Here is a 17,176-nt window from a genome sequence, read left to right as displayed (position 1 = left end):
CATCTTAGACCAGCGCCCGCCGCCCCTTGCGTCGCGCCCGCGCCGCCCCCATCTGCCCCGATACCTCACGCTCGGCCTTAGACCATGTCCCTCGACCCCGCGCTGCGCTCGCGCATCGACACCCTGCTCCAGTCCAACCGCGTCGTCCTGTTCATGAAGGGCGCGCCGAACGCGCCGCAGTGCGGCTTCTCGGCCAAGGCCTCGGGCGCGCTGAACGCGCTGCTGCCGCAGGGCTATGCCCACGTGGACGTGCTGTCCGATCCGGAGATCCGCGAAGGCATCAAGCAATACGGCGACTGGCCGACCATCCCGCAGCTGTACATCGACGGCCAGCTGGTCGGCGGCAGCGACATCATCGAGCAGATGGCCGGCAGCGGCGAACTGCACGGCGCGCTGGGCCTGCCCGCGCCGGACCGCAGCCCGCCGCAGCTGAGCATCACCCCGGCCGCCGCGCAGATGCTGCGCGAGGCGGTGGCCAACGCCGGCGACGGCTACGCCGTGCAGCTGGACGTGGACGCGCGCCACAACGTGCGCCTGCAGCTGGCGCCGGTGGACGCCAACGCCGTGGCGGTGGACGTGGAAGGCGTGCGCGTGCAGACCGATTGGATCAACGCGCGCCGCGCCGACGGCGTGTCCATCGATTGGGCCGACGACGAGCGCGGCCGCGGCCTGGTCATCGTCAACCCGAACGCGCCGCCGGCGGTGCGTTCGATCGCGCCGGCCGACGTGGCCGCGCGCGTGCGCGAGGGCTCGGTGCGCCTGGTCGACGTGCGTCCGGCCGACGAGCGCGCGCAGGCGGCGGCCACGGTGGCCTTCGATACCTTCGACCAGGGCGTGGAAGCGCTGGAAGGCCTGCCCAAGGACACGCCGCTGGCGTTCCTGTGCCACCGCGGCGGCCGCAGCGCGCAGGCGGCGGAGCATTTCCGTCAGCGTGGGTTCCGCGAGATCTACAACGTGGAAGGCGGGATCGAGGCTTGGTCGGATTTCGATCCGGCGGTGCCGCGGTACTGAGTAAGCTTGGGTTTTGTGGGGTGCGGTGATAACCGCATCGCGCGCCATCTTCTGAGCGGCGCGGTGGCGTGGCTTTCGACGTGATCGTTGTTTCGCGTGCCCTCACCCCAACCCCTCTCCCGTAAACGGGAGAGGGGCTAAAGCGGCGACGTCGGCTCAGTTCCCTCTCCCGTTTACGGGAGAGGGCTAGGGTGAGGGGATGAGCGCGTAGCGCGAATGCTTTTGATCCCTGCGCCGTAGCCGCGGGTTCGCGGTCGCAGCTTGCGCAGCTCCTACACGGGGGTACGGAACGTTCGTCGCAGTGGCGAAGTCGCGGTCGCGGCTTACGCCGCTCCTACCCCAAGGCGGGTCAGCCTTTGAAGCCGCCGTTGTCCAGGTAGGCTTGTTCCTCGGCAGTGCTTTCGCGACCCAGCGCGCGGTTGCGATGCGGAAAGCGGCCGTAGCGCTCGATGATTTCCTGGTGGTGCACCGCCCACTGCGCCGGGTCCGGCGCGGCTTCGCTCACCGGCAGGGTCCGGTGCAGCTCCACCGAACGCAGCTGGTCCTCCAGCGCTTCGGAATGCTCGAACGGCAGGTAATAGAACGAGCGCAGCGCCGCCTCGGTGCGCTGGTCGTCGCCGCGCGCCACCGCTTGGCGCGCGTACATGCGCGCCAGCGGGTCGGTGGCGTAGGCGTGGCCGCTGCCGCGGAACACGTTGCGCGGGATCTGGTCCAGCAGGATCAGCAGCGCCAGCGAACCCGTTTCGCCCTGCGCCATCCACTCGTCCAGCTCGCGCCGCGCCGCACGCAGGTGCGCATCCAGGAAGCGTTCGCGGCACAGCGAGTCGAAGGCGGGGCCGCCGTCGAACCATTGCGTGTAACCGGCGTTGCGCCAGAAGTCGACGACTTCGCGGGCGGTGGGGAGGGTCATGGCGGGGCCTGCTCGATGGGGCGAACGCGAACCTTAGCAGCCCGCATGTGTGGGTGAAGGATGCAGGCTCAACACCGCATCCCACCGTCATTCCGGCGCACGCCGGAACCCATGTTGCTTGTGGCTGGCGTAGATGCGGGACGCCACGATCAAGAGGGGTGCCGGCTTACGTCGGAATGACGGGGTGGCAGCGGACTTCGATGCCCCGCCGGTTCTCAAGGATCGCGAGCATCCGCAAGCTCATGCAGGATCGAGCGACCTGCCAATCAAAACCGGTCGTCGCCCAGCTGCGTTTCCAGCTCCGTGATCCACGCCGTGGTCACGCTCTCCAGGGTGACCGCACGGATCAGCGTGCGCACCGAGCCGCGCGTATACGACTGCGAAATGAAACGCGCATAGCGTTCGCGGAAGCCCATCCAGGCGCGGTGCGCGTCCTCGAAGGTGGCGCGGCCGTCGCCGTCGAGCTGGCTGCGCAGGTGCGCGACCAGGATCTGCAGGCGGTGGTCCACCTGCTTGAACTCGGCGATGGCCTGCCGGTTCATGTCGTCCTGGCTCACGCCGTCGTCGTCGCTCTGCCGCGCCACTTCCTCGGCCTTGCTGAAGTAGTTGTCGGCCAGGCGCGCGGCGATCTCGGCCTTGCCGATCAGACGGGTTTCGAAGTGGCGCAGATCGTCCAGGCTGGTGTTGCTGACATCCAGCCCCTGCTTGAGCGCGAGCAGCTTCTGCCCGCGTTCGATCGCGTCGACGGTGGTGCGGCGCTCGACCCGGCGCTGGACGAAATAAAAGGTCCAGGTGAGGACGGCGCCTACGAATAGATAGAGGACCTGTTCCATGGCGGTGCTTCCCGATACTGGAGGCCAGTGTGCGGGGAGGGGGTCTCAGGGGCTGCGATGTCGCGTGCCGGCCGTCGCAGAACCGGAAGATGAACGCGCGGTGCGCGAAGAACGCGGAATTTAGGCGGGTTTTGCCGCGACGATGCGCCAGTTGTTGAACGGCGTCCTGCCGAACAGCGGCGTCAATTCCACCGTCAGCCCGGCTTCGTGCAGGCGCGCGCGCAAGGCGGCGCCGTCGGGGTAGTAACGCGGCATGGCGTTCATCCAGCCCACCGCGCGCGAGAACAGATCGGTCACGCGGGTCACGCGGGCGCGGCCGGTGCCGTCGTCCAGGCCGGTGCGGATCACCAGCCGCGCGCCGGGCGTGAGCATGGCGATCATCGCGTCGATCGCGCGCGCCTGCGCGGCGTAGGGAATGAACTGCAGCACGTCCAGGATCACCACGCTGCCGCGGTGCTCGGGCAGTTCGCGCGCCAGGTCCATGGTGTCGAAACGCGCGTGTTGCAGGCCCGCGCGCGCAGCCGCACGGCCAGCGCGGCGGATCTTGCCGGCGTCGCTGTCCACGCCGAAGTAGGGCAGGTCGATGCCGTCGGCGTGCAGGGTGTGGGCCAGCAGGCCCAGGCCGCAGCCCAGATCCAACAGCGGCGCCTGGGTGCCGCGCAGCGCCGCGCTGACGCCGGGGTAGAGCGGGTCGCTGCCGAGCTTGGCGCGGCTGTAGTAGTAGTCCCAGCGGTTGCCCAGCGGATGCTCGGGCAGGAACGCGCGCGCGATCCGCACCGCCTGTCCGTTGCCCATCGCTTGCGCCGCTTCGCTCATCGCCGACCCGATCGTTCCTGCGTCCCGTTCCGGCCGCAGTGTCGCATTGCCGCGCGGTCTCGGGAACCGGCTTGGCGCTTCAGTGCGCGGCGAGCAAGCGCCGTGCCACCGGCAGCGCCAGCGCGGTCCACTGCGCGTACATCGCCGCTGAAGGGTGCAGGCCGTCGTCGGCCAGCATCACCGCTTCGGCGCCGCGCTCGCGCGACACCGGGGTGATGTCCACCCAGGCCACGCCCGCACGCTCGCAAATGCCGCGCGCGGTGTCGTTGTAGGCGTCGATCTCGGCGCCGATGACCGCCGCGCCGCGCTTGTCGTTCTGCGCGAACGGGGTGACGCCCCAGTCCGGGATCGACATCGCCAACACCCGCTGCGCGCGACCGCCGGCGTAACGGATCGCACGCTGCAGCTGAGCGCGGTATTCGCTCGCGTAATCGGCCACGCTGCGGCCGCGGTACTGGTTGTTGACGCCGATCAGCAGGCTGACCAGCTCCCAGCGCCCCAGCGGTTCGGCCGCGTCCAGCGCGGCGTTCAACTCGTCGGTGGTCCAGCCGGTGGTGGCGATGATGCGCGGCCAGGCCAGGGTATGGCCTTCCTCGCGCAGCGCGCGCGCCAGCTGCACCGGCCAGCGCCCGGCTTCGTCCACCGATTCGCCGATGGTGTAGCTGTCGCCCAGCGCCAGATAGGGCTGCAGCGGCAGGGGCGTGGCCATTGCGGCTTAGGCGACGGCGCGGCCGGCGTCCGCCGCGCGCTCGGCGTGGCGGTCCAGCACGCGTTCGATGCGGTGGAACACTTCGCGCAGGTCGTCCGGCTGCGGCAGCAGGGTCACGCGGAAGTGATTGCGGTAGGGCACGTTGAAGCTCGAACCCGGCACCACCAGCACGTCTTCGGTTTCCAGCAGTTCCAGCGCGAACTGGTGATCGTCGAAGCCTTGCGCCGCCGCGCCGACCACGGCCGGGAACGCGTACAGCGCGCCGGCCGGCGCGACCAGCTGCAGGTGCTTGCTGGCCTGCACCGCTTCGATCACTGCGCGGCGCGCTTCGTACAGGCGCCCGCCCGGCGCGCACAGCGGCGCGATGGTGTCCTCGCCGTGCAGCGCCGCGTCGATCGCGAACTGGCCCGGCACGTTGGCGCACAGGCGCAGCGCGCCCAGCAGGTCCATGGCGTGGTGGAAATCGCCGCTGGCCACCGGGTCGCCCGACAGCACCGCCCAGCCCACGCGCCAGCCGCAGGCGCGGTGCACCTTGCTCAGGCCGCCGAAGCTCAGGCAGGGCAGGTCGCCGGCGATCGGCGCCACCGGGGTGAACTGCGCGCCGTCGTAGAGGATGGAGTCGTAGATTTCGTCGCACATCAGCAGCAGCTTGTGGCGCGCGGCGATGGCCACGATGCGCTCGATCAGCTCGCGCGGATACGCGGCGCCGGTCGGGTTGTTCGGGTTGATCAGCACGATGGCGCGGGTGCGGCTGGACACCAGCTGCTCGATTTCGTCCGGGTCGGGCAGGAAGCCGTTCTCCGGCTGGCAGCGGTAATACACCGGGCGGCCGTCGTTGAGGATGGTGGCCGCCGACCACAGCGGGTAGTCGGGCGAGGGCAGCAGCACTTCGTCGCCGGGGTTGAGCAGCGCGCGCAGGCTCAGGTCGATCAGCTCGCTCACGCCGTTGCCCACGAACACGCGCTCGGGCGAGGCGTTGGGCGTGCCGCGCAGCTTGTGGAACGAGGCGATGGCCTCGCGCGCGGCCGGCAGGCCCTGCTGATGGGTATAGGGATCGGTGTCGGCGATGCGCTCGGCGATCGCGCGCTGCAGGTGTTCCGGCGCGCGGAAACCGAAGGCGCCCGGATTGCCGATGTTGAGCTTGATCTGCTTGCGGCCCTGGGCCTCCAGTTCGCGGGCCCGGCGGGCCAGTTCGCCGCGGATTTCGTAACGGACTTCGGACAGGCGTTCGCGGGTTTTCACGGGAGGCAGGGACATTGCGGGGCAGGGGAATAGGAGCGGAATACCCGCCAGACTAGCGGAAACACCGGTTTGAATCAGCCGCCGGCCGCGGCGCGGGGCCGGCCGGAGCGTGCGCCCGGTTCCGATCCGCGCAGCGGCCGGCGCGGCGGCGCGCGCCGGCCTATGTAGAATCCGGCCCATGCGCCTCCCGCCCGCCCGCTCTTGACCCCCGAACTCGCCGCTCTGCAGACCATCGGCTGGCCGTTGTCGGCCGGGGAATCGCTGCCCGACGATCCGCGCTGGCGCCAGGCCCTGGCCGAGCACCCGGACGCGCGCCCGGCGCGGGTGATCGAGCAGCACCGCAGCGGTTACGTGGTGGCCGACGGCCCTGAAACCGGTTTCCCGGTGGAATCCCTGCCGGAATGGCAGCGCCCGCGCTTTCCGCCCGAGCAGCGCCCCGGCGTGGGCGACTGGGTGCTGATCGAAGGCCAGCCGCCGCGCAGCGCGCGCATCGTGGCCCTGCTGCCGCGCCGCACCGCGATCAAGCGCGGCGCCGCCGGCGAGCACTACAAGCAGCAGCTGATCGCGGCCAACGTCGATACCGTGTTCATCGTCTGCGGCCTGGATGCGGACTTCAATCCGCGCCGGATCGAGCGCTACCTGCTCCTGGTCGGCGGCGGCGCCGAGCCGGTGATCGTGTTGACCAAGTCCGACCTGGCCGAGGCTGCCGATCCCGAGAGCCTGCCCGAGGCGATGGCCACGCTGCTCGAACTGGCCGCGCAGAAGATCGCCGTGCGCGCGGTCAACGCCAAGGACCCGGAATCGGTCGCCGTGCTCAATCCGTGGCTGCAGCCGGGCCGCACCGCGGTGCTGGTGGGTTCGTCGGGCGCCGGCAAGTCCACGCTGACCAACACCCTGCTCGGCATCGAGCGCATGAAGACCGGCGCGGTGCGCGCCAGCGACGACCGCGGCCGCCACACCACCACCCATCGCGCGCTGATTCCGCTGCCGTCCGGCGCCTGCCTGATCGACACGCCGGGCATGCGCGAGCTCAAGCCCACCGGCGAGGAAGACGTCGCCGAGAACTTCAGCGACGTGGAAGCGCTGGCCGAGCAGTGCAAGTTCCGCGACTGCTCGCACGCGCGCGAACCCGGCTGCGCGGTGCGCGCGGCGATCGAAGCGGGCAAGCTGGATCCGCAGCGCTTCGCCAATTATCTGAAGCTGCGCGACGAGGTCGCCGGCGCGGCCAACAAACTGGCCAACCGGCGCGCGCAGAAGTCGCAGGAAAAGGTGCTGGGCAAGGCGCTGAACAAACGGCTGGACGAGAAGTACGGGAAGCATTAGCGGGTGGAACGGGTGACGCTGAAGAGCAAATCCCCCCTAACCCCCCTTTTTCAAAGGGGGGAACAGCAAGGTCTTCGCCGCTCCACTTCCATCGCCCCGTTTTGGCTGTTCCCCCCTTTGAAAAAGGGGGGCAGGGGGGATTCGCTTTTACCCGCACCAACGAGCGCGCGCCCATGAGCGCCATCCCCACCGGTCTCCCCGCCGACATCCAACACCACGCCCTGCTCGACGCGCGCATGGTCCGCGCCGCGCGCGAGGTCAAACTGCTGACCCTGGTCAGCTGGCCCGCCGGTCTGGAAGTGCAGTTCCTGGCCGACTACGCGCGCGGCCAGGCCACGCTGCCGCAGATCGACTACCCGCGCCTGGACTTCAGCGACGTGCGGCGCGAACTGGCCGCGGTGCAGGCCGAAGCCGACCCCGATCACCCCTTGGGCGTGTACCTGCGCGAATCCGCGCACAGCTGGTCGCTGGCCGCCGAATTGCTCGAGGCCTTGGGCACGACGCGCGTGACCGAGCTGTCGGTGCAACTGTTCGGCAAGCCCGACGAACCCTTGCCCGGCGACGGCCCGAGCACCCGCGAGGCCGCGCGCCACTTCATCTCCATCGCCGACGAGCTCGACCACGAGCTGATGTCGCCGGCCGAAACGGTGAAGATCTCCGCCACCGCCTTGCACCTGCAGCTGCAGCGCGAACTGGACGACTACTTCGACGGCCGCGTGATCGACGTGGTGCTGGACCCGGACCTGATCGCCAAGGCCGCCGCCGGCGCCACCCGCATCCGCCTGCGCAGCGGCGCGGCCTTCAGCGATTACGACCGCGACCAGCTGCTGCAGCACGAAGCCTTCGTGCATTCGCTCACCGCGCTCAACGGCCGCCAGCAGCACGTGCTGCCCAGCCTGGCGCTGTCCTCCCCGCGCGCCACCGCCACCCAGGAAGGCCTGGCCACCTTCGCCGAGCAGATCACCGGCAGCATCGACATCGGCCGGATGAAGCGCCTGAGCCTGCGCATCGAAGCGGTGGCGATGGCGCTGGACGGCGCCGACTTCATCCAGGTGTTCCGCTACTTCCTCGATGCCGGCCAGTCGCTGGAAGACAGTTTCGCCTCCGCCCAGCGCGTGTTCCGCGGCGTGCCCACCACGGGCGGGGCGGCCTTCACCAAGGACACCGTGTACCTGCGCGGCCTGGTCGGCGTGCACACCTTCTTCCGCTGGGCGCTGCGCCAGCAGAAGCTGCACCTGTGCCGCTGGCTGTTCGCCGGCAAGATGACCCTGGGCGACGTGCAGCGCTTCGAACCGCTGCTGCAGGAAGGCGTGATCGTGCCGCCGCGCTGGATGCCGCCGTGGATCACCCGCGCCAACGGCCTGGCCGGCATGCTCGCCTTCTCGCTGTTCGCCAACCGCATCCGCCTGGACGCGATCGCCGCCACGGGCAGCGCCATCGACGTTTGACCCGCTGTTAACCGCTTTGGGGTAGGAGCGGCGTGAGCCGCGACCGCGTCGCTTCGACCACTCGCGCAGGTCGCGGCTTACGCCGCTCCTACCCCAAAGCCAAAGCTCTGCTTTCAACGCAACGGCTTCAGCGACCCATCGCGCTGTATCTGGTAATCCGCCGCCTCACCGGCCGCGACCAGCTTCACCCGCTCGCCGATCGGCACGCCCGCATAGCCCGGAATCTCGTGCGACAAGCGCTGGTAAATCCACGCCTGCCCGTCATCGGCGATCGCCAGCCGCACCGTCTTCCCGCCCGCGCGCTGCACCGCCTGCGCCATGGCCGGCGAATACACCGCCTGGATCGTGCCCACCTCGTGCATGCGCCGCATCACGTTGACCCCGTGCCACACGCTCAGCAGCGCCGCCACGACCAGCACGACCCGGCCCCAGCGCCGCAGCTGCGGCCAGGCCGCCGCGCACACGCCGGCAGTGGCCGCGGCATAGCCGTAGCCGTACTGGTTGGCCGATTCGGCCAGGATCATCACCGGCCCCAGCGCCGCGGTGCCGGCCAGCAGCCAGCCCACAAACCAGCGCGGACCCAGCCGCCACAGCACCGCCGCCGTGCCCAGCCACACCAGGATCGCCAGCCACACCCGCCCGTCGCCCAGCCCGCGCGACAGCGTGCCGGCGATGGCCATCTTGGTCGCGATCGGCGGGTACAACTGGTACTCCAGCCAGCGCTCGGGAATGAAGGCCAGGCTCCAGCCGTAGTTGGCCGCCTCGCGCGGCGAGAACAGCAGCACGCCCACGCGCAGCGCCAGATAGGCCGCCACCGGCAGCGCGGCGACCACGGTGGCGGTCAGCCAGCGGCGCTCGCGGCCCAGGAACCACCAGCCCAGCGCCATCAGCGCCGGAATCACGATGCCGGCCTCCTTGGCCAGCAGCGCCAGCGCGGTCAGCACGAAAACGGCGAACCACGTCGCGGCCCCGCCGCGCTCGCGCTGCACCAGCAACGCCACCGCCAGCGCGCAGCCCACCCAGATCAGGTCGGCCAGGGTGCCCACCCAGCCGTGGGTCAGCGCCGCGAACGGCCCCAGCGCGAACACCAGCGCGCCGCCGGCCGCCGCGCCCGCGGTCACGCCCCAGCGCCGCAGCAGCACCGCCAGCATCGCCGCGTTGAGCCCGCCCAGCGCCACCATCAGCCCGTGGAAGGCCAGCGGTCGCGCGAACAGGTGCTCGGACAGCCACAGCCACAGCGAGAACGTCAGCGGCCGGTACTGGAACGACTGCACGTCGCGCCACAGGTAATCGCGGAAATGCCAGCCCGGGTGTTGCCCGGCGAAGGCCGCCCATTGCAGCTCGTCGTGGCTGTAATAGCCCGGGTTGAAGATCAGCAGCGCCTGCGCCAGCAGCACGCCGGCCAGCACCAGGATCGGCAAGGTCCAGTGCGGCCAGGACCGCGTAGGGGTCGAGTTCATGACGGCTCCGGCGAGGGGTCGCGCATTGTGTCGCCTGCCCGCAGGCAAGGCCATACGCCGGCGTCGGTGGCCGGCCCGGCCCGCCAAGGCCTGCAAAGGGGCGGGGCACAACGCCAAAGTACTAGTGAACGGCAAGGAAAACGCGTGCGAATCCCGCGCGGCTATCCATTAGACTGCTAGTCCATTCATCTTCCGGCCCCGCCACGGCAGCCCACCTGCGATGTCCGACAACGATCTGAAAAGCGCCGCGCTCGACTACCACCGCCTCAGCCCGCCCGGCAAGATCAAGGTCACCGCGACCAAGCCCATGGTCACCCAGCGCGACCTGGCGCTGGCCTACTCGCCGGGCGTGGCCTACGCCTGCGAGGCCATCGTCGAAGACCCCAACACCGCCAGCGAACTCACCGCGCGCGGCAACCTGGTGGCGGTGATCAGCAACGGCACCGCCGTGCTCGGCCTGGGCGACATCGGCCCGCTGGCCGGCAAGCCGGTCATGGAAGGCAAGGGCGTGCTGTTCCAGAAGTTCGCCGGCATCGACGTGTTCGACATCGAAATCGACGAGCGCGACCCGGACAAGCTGGTCGACATCATCGCCTCGCTGGAGCCCACCTTCGGCGGCATCAACCTGGAAGACATCAAGGCGCCGGAGTGCTTCATCGTCGAGCGCAAGCTGCGCGAGCGCATGAAGATCCCGGTGTTCCACGACGACCAGCACGGCACCGCGATCATCGTGGGCAGCGCCGTGCTCAACGCGCTGGAGATCGTCGGCAAGAACATCGCCGAAGTGAAGCTGGCCACCAGCGGCGCCGGCGCGGCCGGCATCGCCTGCCTGGACATGCTGGTGGCGCTGGGCATGAAGCCGGAGAACATCCTGGCCGTGGACCGCGACGGCGTGCTCTACACCGGCCGCGGCAAGATGGACCCGGACAAGGAGCGCTACGCGCGCGACACCGACAAGCGCACCCTGGCCGACATCGTCGCCGGTGCCGACGTGTTCCTGGGCCTGTCCGCCGGCGGCGTGCTCAAGCCGGAAATGGTCGCCACCATGGCCGCCAAGCCGATCATCCTGGCCCTGGCCAACCCGTATCCGGAAATCCTGCCGGAAGACGCCAAGGCCGTGCGCCCGGACTGCATCATCGCCACCGGCCGTTCGGACTACCCGAACCAGGTCAACAACGCGCTGTGCTTCCCCTACATCTTCCGCGGCGCGCTGGACGTGGGCGCCACGGTCATCAACGAAGACATGAAGCTGGCCTGCGTGCGCGCGATCGCCGCGCTGGCGCGCATGGAGTCCTCCGACCTGGGCGGCGCCTACGGCGGCGAAGTGCCCACCTTCGGTTCCGAGTACCTGATCCCGCGCCCGTTCGACCCGCGCCTGCTGGTCATGCTGGCCCCGGCCGTGGCCAAGGCGGCCATGGACTCCGGCGTGGCCGCGCGTCCCATCGCCGACATGGACGCGTACGAGGAAAAGCTCAGCCAGTACATCTACCGCACCGGCCTGCTGATGAAGCCGGTCTACGACCGCGCCCGCGCCGACCGCAAGCGCGTGGTCTACGCCGAGGGCGAGGAAGAGACCGTGCTGCGCGCGGTGCAGACGGTGATCGACGAGGAACTGGCCTACCCGATCCTGATCGGCCGCCCCGACGTCATCGAAACCCGCATCCAGCGCCTGGGCCTGCGCATGCGCGAAGGCGTGGACTTCGAGTTGACCAACATCAACGACGATCCGCGCTTCAACGACTACTGGCAGCAGTACCACGCCCTGACCGAGCGCCGCGGCGTCAGCCCGGCGGCGGCCAAGAACCTGCTGCGCTCGCGGCCCACGCTGATCGCCGCGCTCATGGTCGAACGCGGCGAAGCCGACGCCATGATCTCGGGCCTGGTCGGCCGCTTCCACAAGAAGCTGGGCTACATGCGCAGCATCTTCGACTTCGACCCGGGCGTGTCCGGCACCTCGGCCATGACCGGCGTGATCAACGACCAGGGCGCGTGGTTCTTCCTCGACACCCACGTGCAGGTGGACCCCACCGCCGAGCAGATCGCCGAAGCCACCTTGCAGGCCACCTACCGCCTCAAGCTGTTCGGCATCGAGCCCAAGGTGGCGCTGCTGTCGCACTCCAACTACGGCAGCCACGACAACCCGTCGGCGGCCAAGATGCGCAAGGTGCGGCAGATCATCCGCCAGCGCATGCCCAAGCTGGAAATGGACGGCGAAATGCAGGCCGACACCGCCTGGGACGACCTGCTGCGCAAGCGCATCTTCCCCAACGCCACCCTGCACGGCCGCGCCAACCTGTTCGTGCTGCCCAACCTGGACGCGGCCAACATCACCTACAACATGGTGCGGGTGATGACCGACGGCGTGGCCATCGGCCCGATCCTGATGGGCCTGGACAAGCCGGCGCACATCCTCACCCCGGCCTCCACCCCGCGCCGCGTGGTCAACATGACCGCCATCGCCGCCGTCGACGCGCAGATCCGCGCCGCCCGCACCAGCGCCCCGTAACCGCAGCGCCGCGGGGCCGCCGGCAACAGCCGGCGGCCCCGCGAAACCGCTTTGGGGTAGGAGCGGCGCAAGCCGCGATAGCGCCACTCCGGCTACCTGCGCCATCGCGGCTCATGCCGCTCCCACAGAAGCCGGCCCCGCGCTTGCGGTCTTAGCCTTGGGGTAGGAGCGGCGTAAGCCGCGACCACGCCCCTGCGGCTGCTCGCGCAAATCGCGGCTCACGCCGCTCCTACCCCAAAGCCATTTCTTTCGCTTTATGTGGGAGCCACGTAAGTCGCGATAACGCCACTGCGGCCGTGACGAAATCGCCCCGGCCCGCTCACCTCACCGAATCCACCTGGTAATCCGCGTGCGGCCGCTCGAAAAACTGCCGCCCCAGCGCCTCGGCCGCCGCCATCGCCCCGTGCCGGTCCTCCCGCACCGACCCGCGCCGGTCGCCCTGCCCATGCACCGCGCCGACGAACTGCGAGTGCGTGTAGCGCGCGTACTCCTGCACCTGATTGACGATGCTCAGCCCGATGGTCGGATACATCTCCTCCGACGCCGTCAGCAAGCCCACCCGCTTGCCCTGAATGCGTTCGCGCACCCGCTGCGACTGCGGATAGCTACGCGCCACATAGCAGAACATGCGGTCGAAGAACGCCTTGGCTTGCGCCGACATCCCGTACCAATACACCGGCGTGCTCAGCACCAGCCCGTCGGCCTCGAGAAAGCGATCCAGGAAGAAATCGGCGTAGCCGTCGTCGATGCGGCAACGCCCGTGTTCGTCGCGGCAATCGCGGCAATCGCGCAAGAAGGTCTGCATCAGGTCGTCGGCGAAATGCAGCGAGGCGTCCAGGCCGGCGGCGTGGGCACCGCGCAAGGCCGCATCGGCGAGCAAGGCGCTGTTGCCGTTGCGGCGCGGGCTGGCGACCAGGATCAACAAGCGGCGGGGGCGGTCTGCGGTCATGTCGGTAGCGGCCGTAAGGGAGTTGAGATGAATCTATTTCTCCCATTTGGCTGCTTCAAATGACCATAATTGAGCCGGCATGAGCCGGATTCAGGCCTGACCCCATGTTCGCCGAGCTCCCCCTGACCGCCCTGCGCAGCTTCGAAGCCGCCGCGCGCCTGACCAGCTTCAAGGCCGCCGCCGAGGAACTGCACGTCACCCCGACCGCGGTCTCGCACCAGATCCGCCAGCTCGAAAGCTGGCTCGGCCGCTCCCTGTTCCAGCGCCAGCCGCGCGGCGTGACGCTCACCGACGACGGCCGCCGGCTGTTCCGCGACGTCCACGGCGCCCTACTCGACATCGGACAATCCGTCGCCGCGCTGCGCCCGCGGCCGGACACCGGCTGCCTCACCGTGACCACCCCGACCTCGTTCGCCGCGCTGTGGCTGGTGCCGCGCCTGGGCCGCTTCTACGCCCGCCACCCCGACATCGCCGTGCGCATCGACACCTGCGCGCAAGTGATCGACCTGGAGCACAACGCCGGCGTCGACCTGGCCATTCGCTACGGCGGCGCCGTGCCGGCCGGACTGCACCGCCACGGCGGCCTGCGCGAAACCTTCGGCGTGTACGGCGCACCCGGCCAGGCGCAGGCCGAAGCCGCCCAATCGCCGCCGGCCCTGATCACCGTGGAGTGGGGCGATTCGCAGTTGTACTGCCGCACCTGGGACGCCTGGTGCGAACGCGCCGGCGTGGACTGGACCCAGCGCGCGCCCACGGTGCGTGCCTACGACGAAGAGCATTACGCGATGTACGCCGCCGGCGCGGGGCAGGGGCTGGTGCTGGCCAGCTCGGTGGTCGCCGCCGGCAGCGTGGCGCGCGGATTGCTGGAGCCGGTTCGGCCGGAGATCGTCGTCCCGGGCGAGACCTATCACGTGCTGTGCGTGCCGGGGCGCGAACGCCATCCGCCGGTGCGCGCGTTCCTGCGCTGGTTGGATGAGGAAATCGCCGCTTCGCAGCCTGCGCCGTAGTGCCATTGGCGCGGTCGCGGCTTGCGCCGCTCCTACAGGGGCTGCGGATCGATCTGGGCCACCTGTAGGAGCGGCGCAAGCCGCGACCGCGCCAACACAACGACGCCGAAACCCACCCTCGCGACGGCGCCTTCAGCACCCCGCCAGCGCAGCCCCGCCCCTCACCCCAACCCCATCGCCTCCGGCAACCACCCCAACGCAAACTCCCGCAACGCCCGCACCCGCGCCGACCGGCGCAAATCCGGGTGAATCGCGAACCACAACTCCGTCGGCACGTCCGCCAACGGCGCCGACACCCGCTTCACCCCGCCGGCCGCATCGGCGTAGTAGCACGGCAACAACGCCCGCCCCACCCCGGCCTTGCACGCCGCCAGCGCCGCCGGCAGCGAATTCACCCGCATCGCGATGCGCGCCTCGTCCACGTGCGCGCGCAACCACAGCGCCGACGACAGATGCGACAGGTTGTCGTCGAACCCGATCCACGCCCCGTCGTTCAACCCCTCGCGCTTGCCGGCCTTCGCGCCGCTGGCCGCATACACGGCCGTCGCGATCGACCCCACCCGCCGCACCGACAACCCGCTGGGCATCAGCGCGCACGCGCGCAGCGCCACGTCGGCGTCGGGCTGCTGCAGGTTCACGAACGCATTGGACACCGACAGATCGCAGCCGATCTGCGGATGGGCCGCCGTGAACGCCGCGCACAAGCGCGCCGCCACCTCCGCCAGCGTGTCCGGAATCGTGATCCGCAACCGCGCCCCGCCGCGCGCATCGCGCCCGGCCAGCTGCCGCTGCAAGTGATCGGCATCGTCGAGTATCCGCTGCGCGCCTTCGATGGCGACCGTGCCGGCCTCGGTGGCCGTGTAACCGGTGCGGCTGCGGCGGAACAAGGGCGTGCCCGCGCGCGCCTCGATCGCGCCCAGCCGGCGGAACGCGCTGGAGTGATCCAGCGCCAGCGCCTTGGCCGCGCCGCTCAGGCTCCCGTGCGCGCCGATCGCGCGCAGCAGTTCGAAGTCCTCCAACGACAGCCGAGCGGTGTGCCGCATACGCAAGCGATCCTTGTAAGCGCGCCGTATTCCAGGCGCCGGGCCGGGCGAGGAGAGTAGCGCCATTCCCCCACGGACCCCAGCCCATGAAGCTCTACTACACCCCGTACACCTGCTCCTTCGCCGCGCACATCGTCGCCCGCGAACTCGGCCTGCCGCTGGAGCTGCGCCGCGTGCGCCTGGGCCCCGACGCCCGCGTCCTCGGCGACGACCGCGACTACCGCGAACTCAGCCCGCTGGGCTACGTCCCGCTGCTGCAACTCGACGACGGCCGCACCCTGCGCGAAGGCGTGGCGATCCTGCGCTACCTGGGCGACCAGGACCCGGCTGCCGGCCTCAGCGCTCCGCTCGGCAGCCTGGAGCGCGCCGAACAGGACCAGTGGCTGACCTACATCAGCTCGGAACTGCACAAGACTTTCAGCCCCTGGCTGTTCCACCCCGAGTACGGCGAATCCTGCGTGCGCGTCGCCGGCGAACGCCTGCAGCCGCGCCTGGCCCTGGTCGACCGCCACCTCGACGGCCGCGAATTCCTGGGCGACCGCTTCGGCATCGCCGACGCCTACCTCTACACCGTCGCCGGCTGGACCAAGCTGCTGAAGATCGACCTGGCCCCGTATCCGCACCTGGCCGCCTACCTGACCCGCCTGGACCAGCGCCCCAGCGTGCGCGAGGCCCTGCGCGCCGAACGCGAAGACGCCCAGCCATGAACACCGGCAGTGCCTGGTTCATGCTGATCGCCGCCGGCCTGATCGACGTCGCCTGGGCGGCGTCGATGAAGCTCTCCCAGGGCTACACCCGCCTGGGCTGGACGGTGGCCTCGCTGATCGCCCTGGCCGCCTTCGTCTACCTGCTCGGCCGCGCCCTCACCGCCCTGCCCGTGGGCAGCGCCTACGCCGTGTGGACCGGCATCGGCGCCGCCGGCACCGTGCTGCTGGGCGCCGCGGTGTTCGGCGAAACCTTGAACCCCTGGCGTTTGGGCGGCGTGGCCTTGATCGTGGCGGGCATCGCGCTGCTGCACCGCGCGCCGGTTTGAGCCTGCTTATGGCGCTGCGTTGGCGCGTGGGGCGCCATCGCGGCTCACGCCGCTCCTACCCCAAAGCCCAAATCGCGCGGCACTGCTTTGGGGTAGGAGCGGCGTAAGCCGCGACCACGCCACCCACACCCCCGCGCGCCTCACCGATCCACCCAAACCGCCCCCCAGTACGGATAGTCCCCCACCCGCCGCACCAACCCCGCCCGCAACGGATTCATCACTACATAGCGCGCCGCGTCCACCAGCGCCTCCTCACGACGCAGCCCGCGGTCGTGATACGCCGCCGCCCATACCTGCAATGCCGACGGCGCCACCGTGCGCACCGATCGCGCCGAATTGCATTTCAACCGCCGCACTAAATCCGGCAGGGTTTCCCACGGCCCCAGAGCCACCAGCCCATGCCAGTGATCGGGCATCAACACCCACGCCAACAACCGCGAACGCGTCCACAGGCGCCGGTCCTGCATGGCCGCGCATGCAGCCTCGGCCAGCCCCCGATCAAGGAACAGCGGCCGCCGCCCCTGGGTGGCGAAGGTCAGCAAGTACGCCCGGTGGGCTTCGGAGCTACGCCCACGGCGCAGGGCGGCGTGTCCGGGAGAGGAAGGGTGGGGCAGGGCCATGCCCACAGGGTCGCCGTCGCGAGCGTGGCGTCCCATCAGGGTTCATCCCCATCGCGTGTCGGAGTTCGACCCGTTAACGGTCGCGGCTCACGCCGCTCCTACCCCAAATCCCAGTTCACGAGGCTCTGCTCTGGGGTAGGAGCGGCGTAAGCCGCGACCACGCCACCCCACAAACCAACGCCCGTCCCCTCCACCCCCTAACCAATACGGACTATTCCACCCGTTCCACCACCCAAAGCAAGCCGATCCCACCCCCCCTTTTGTTA

At 70.0% G+C, this 17,176-nt stretch carries 16 protein-coding genes; 7 read left to right on the top strand and 9 right to left on the bottom strand.

What is annotated here, in order from left to right; all coding sequences use genetic code 11:
- Positions 1–84 precede the first annotated feature (84 nt).
- Positions 85–1,011 carry a Grx4 family monothiol glutaredoxin gene (grxD, locus tag DX914_RS19245; protein ID WP_115861877.1) on the top strand — a complete coding sequence of 309 codons (927 nt, stop codon included), beginning with the start codon at positions 85–87 and terminating at the stop codon, positions 1,009–1,011.
- A 349-nt stretch (positions 1,012–1,360) separates the two neighbouring features.
- Here the strand turns inward: grxD and DX914_RS19240 are convergent, their stop codons facing one another.
- The 5 genes from DX914_RS19240 to DX914_RS19220 form a co-directional block, all read right to left on the bottom strand.
- Positions 1,361–1,921, bottom strand: a complete 561-nt coding sequence (locus DX914_RS19240; protein ID WP_115861875.1) for a DUF924 family protein — start codon at positions 1,919–1,921, stop codon at positions 1,361–1,363.
- A gap of 266 nt (positions 1,922–2,187) precedes the next feature.
- Positions 2,188–2,754 (bottom strand): lysozyme inhibitor LprI family protein, encoded by a 567-nt coding sequence (locus tag DX914_RS19235; RefSeq protein WP_115861873.1) that lies wholly within the window; start codon positions 2,752–2,754, stop codon positions 2,188–2,190.
- Positions 2,755–2,874: 120 nt separating this feature from the next.
- Positions 2,875–3,549 carry a methyltransferase domain-containing protein gene (locus tag DX914_RS19230; protein ID WP_115862100.1) on the bottom strand — a complete coding sequence of 225 codons (675 nt, stop codon included), beginning with the start codon at positions 3,547–3,549 and terminating at the stop codon, positions 2,875–2,877.
- Between the two features lie 100 nt (positions 3,550–3,649).
- Positions 3,650–4,279 carry an SGNH/GDSL hydrolase family protein gene (locus DX914_RS19225; RefSeq protein WP_115861871.1) on the bottom strand — a complete coding sequence of 210 codons (630 nt, stop codon included), beginning with the start codon at positions 4,277–4,279 and terminating at the stop codon, positions 3,650–3,652.
- Between the two features lie 6 nt (positions 4,280–4,285).
- On the bottom strand, positions 4,286–5,536 hold the full coding sequence (locus tag DX914_RS19220) for a pyridoxal phosphate-dependent aminotransferase (RefSeq protein WP_115861869.1): 1,251 nt from the start codon (positions 5,534–5,536) through the stop codon (positions 4,286–4,288).
- Between the two features lie 186 nt (positions 5,537–5,722).
- Here DX914_RS19220 and rsgA point away from each other — a divergent pair, with 186 nt between their 5' ends.
- The gene (gene rsgA / locus DX914_RS19215) at positions 5,723–6,844 is read left to right on the top strand and encodes a ribosome small subunit-dependent GTPase A (RefSeq protein ID WP_115861867.1); all 1,122 of its coding nucleotides are present in this window, start codon (positions 5,723–5,725) and stop codon (positions 6,842–6,844) included.
- A gap of 173 nt (positions 6,845–7,017) precedes the next feature.
- Positions 7,018–8,292, top strand: coding sequence for a flavohemoglobin expression-modulating QEGLA motif protein (locus DX914_RS19210; RefSeq protein ID WP_115861865.1), 1,275 nt, complete (start codon positions 7,018–7,020; stop codon positions 8,290–8,292).
- Positions 8,293–8,405: 113 nt separating this feature from the next.
- Here the strand turns inward: DX914_RS19210 and DX914_RS19205 are convergent, their stop codons facing one another.
- On the bottom strand, positions 8,406–9,752 hold the full coding sequence (locus DX914_RS19205; protein WP_115861863.1) for a glycosyltransferase family protein: 1,347 nt from the start codon (positions 9,750–9,752) through the stop codon (positions 8,406–8,408).
- 220 nt (positions 9,753–9,972) lie between these two features.
- Between DX914_RS19205 and DX914_RS19200 the strand changes: the two genes are divergently transcribed.
- Positions 9,973–12,258: an NADP-dependent malic enzyme gene (locus DX914_RS19200; RefSeq protein WP_115861861.1), complete on the top strand. Its 2,286-nt coding sequence runs from the start codon at positions 9,973–9,975 to the stop codon at positions 12,256–12,258.
- A gap of 319 nt (positions 12,259–12,577) precedes the next feature.
- On the opposite strand, the gene DX914_RS19195 is transcribed toward DX914_RS19200, so the two are convergent.
- Entirely contained in the window at positions 12,578–13,207 is a 630-nt protein-coding gene (locus DX914_RS19195; RefSeq protein WP_115861859.1) for a flavodoxin family protein, read from the bottom strand.
- A gap of 104 nt (positions 13,208–13,311) precedes the next feature.
- Here DX914_RS19195 and DX914_RS19190 point away from each other — a divergent pair, with 104 nt between their 5' ends.
- The gene (locus tag DX914_RS19190) at positions 13,312–14,214 is read left to right on the top strand and encodes a LysR substrate-binding domain-containing protein (protein ID WP_115861857.1); all 903 of its coding nucleotides are present in this window, start codon (positions 13,312–13,314) and stop codon (positions 14,212–14,214) included.
- A 161-nt stretch (positions 14,215–14,375) separates the two neighbouring features.
- Here DX914_RS19190 and DX914_RS19185 read toward each other — a convergent pair whose 3' ends face one another.
- Complete coding sequence (locus tag DX914_RS19185) at positions 14,376–15,257, bottom strand: LysR family transcriptional regulator (RefSeq protein WP_158549406.1); 882 nt, start codon at positions 15,255–15,257, stop codon at positions 14,376–14,378.
- Between the two features lie 86 nt (positions 15,258–15,343).
- On the opposite strand from DX914_RS19185, the gene DX914_RS19180 reads away from it, so the two are divergent.
- Positions 15,344–15,964: a glutathione S-transferase C-terminal domain-containing protein gene (locus DX914_RS19180; RefSeq protein WP_115861853.1), complete on the top strand. Its 621-nt coding sequence runs from the start codon at positions 15,344–15,346 to the stop codon at positions 15,962–15,964.
- Complete coding sequence (locus tag DX914_RS19175) at positions 15,961–16,290, top strand: DMT family transporter (RefSeq protein WP_115861851.1); 330 nt, start codon at positions 15,961–15,963, stop codon at positions 16,288–16,290. Before DX914_RS19180 ends, DX914_RS19175 begins: the two co-directional genes overlap by 4 nt.
- Positions 16,291–16,430: 140 nt before the next feature.
- Here the strand turns inward: DX914_RS19175 and DX914_RS19170 are convergent, their stop codons facing one another.
- Complete coding sequence (locus DX914_RS19170) at positions 16,431–16,910, bottom strand: REP-associated tyrosine transposase (RefSeq protein WP_115862098.1); 480 nt, start codon at positions 16,908–16,910, stop codon at positions 16,431–16,433.
- Positions 16,911–17,176: the final 266 nt, after the last annotated feature.

The sequence above is a fragment of the Lysobacter silvisoli genome (genome assembly GCF_003382365.1).
GTDB lineage: Bacteria > Pseudomonadota > Gammaproteobacteria > Xanthomonadales > Xanthomonadaceae > Lysobacter > Lysobacter silvisoli.
The sequence above is the reverse complement of the archived record's forward strand: the minus strand, read 5'-3'. Positions and strand labels throughout refer to the sequence as shown.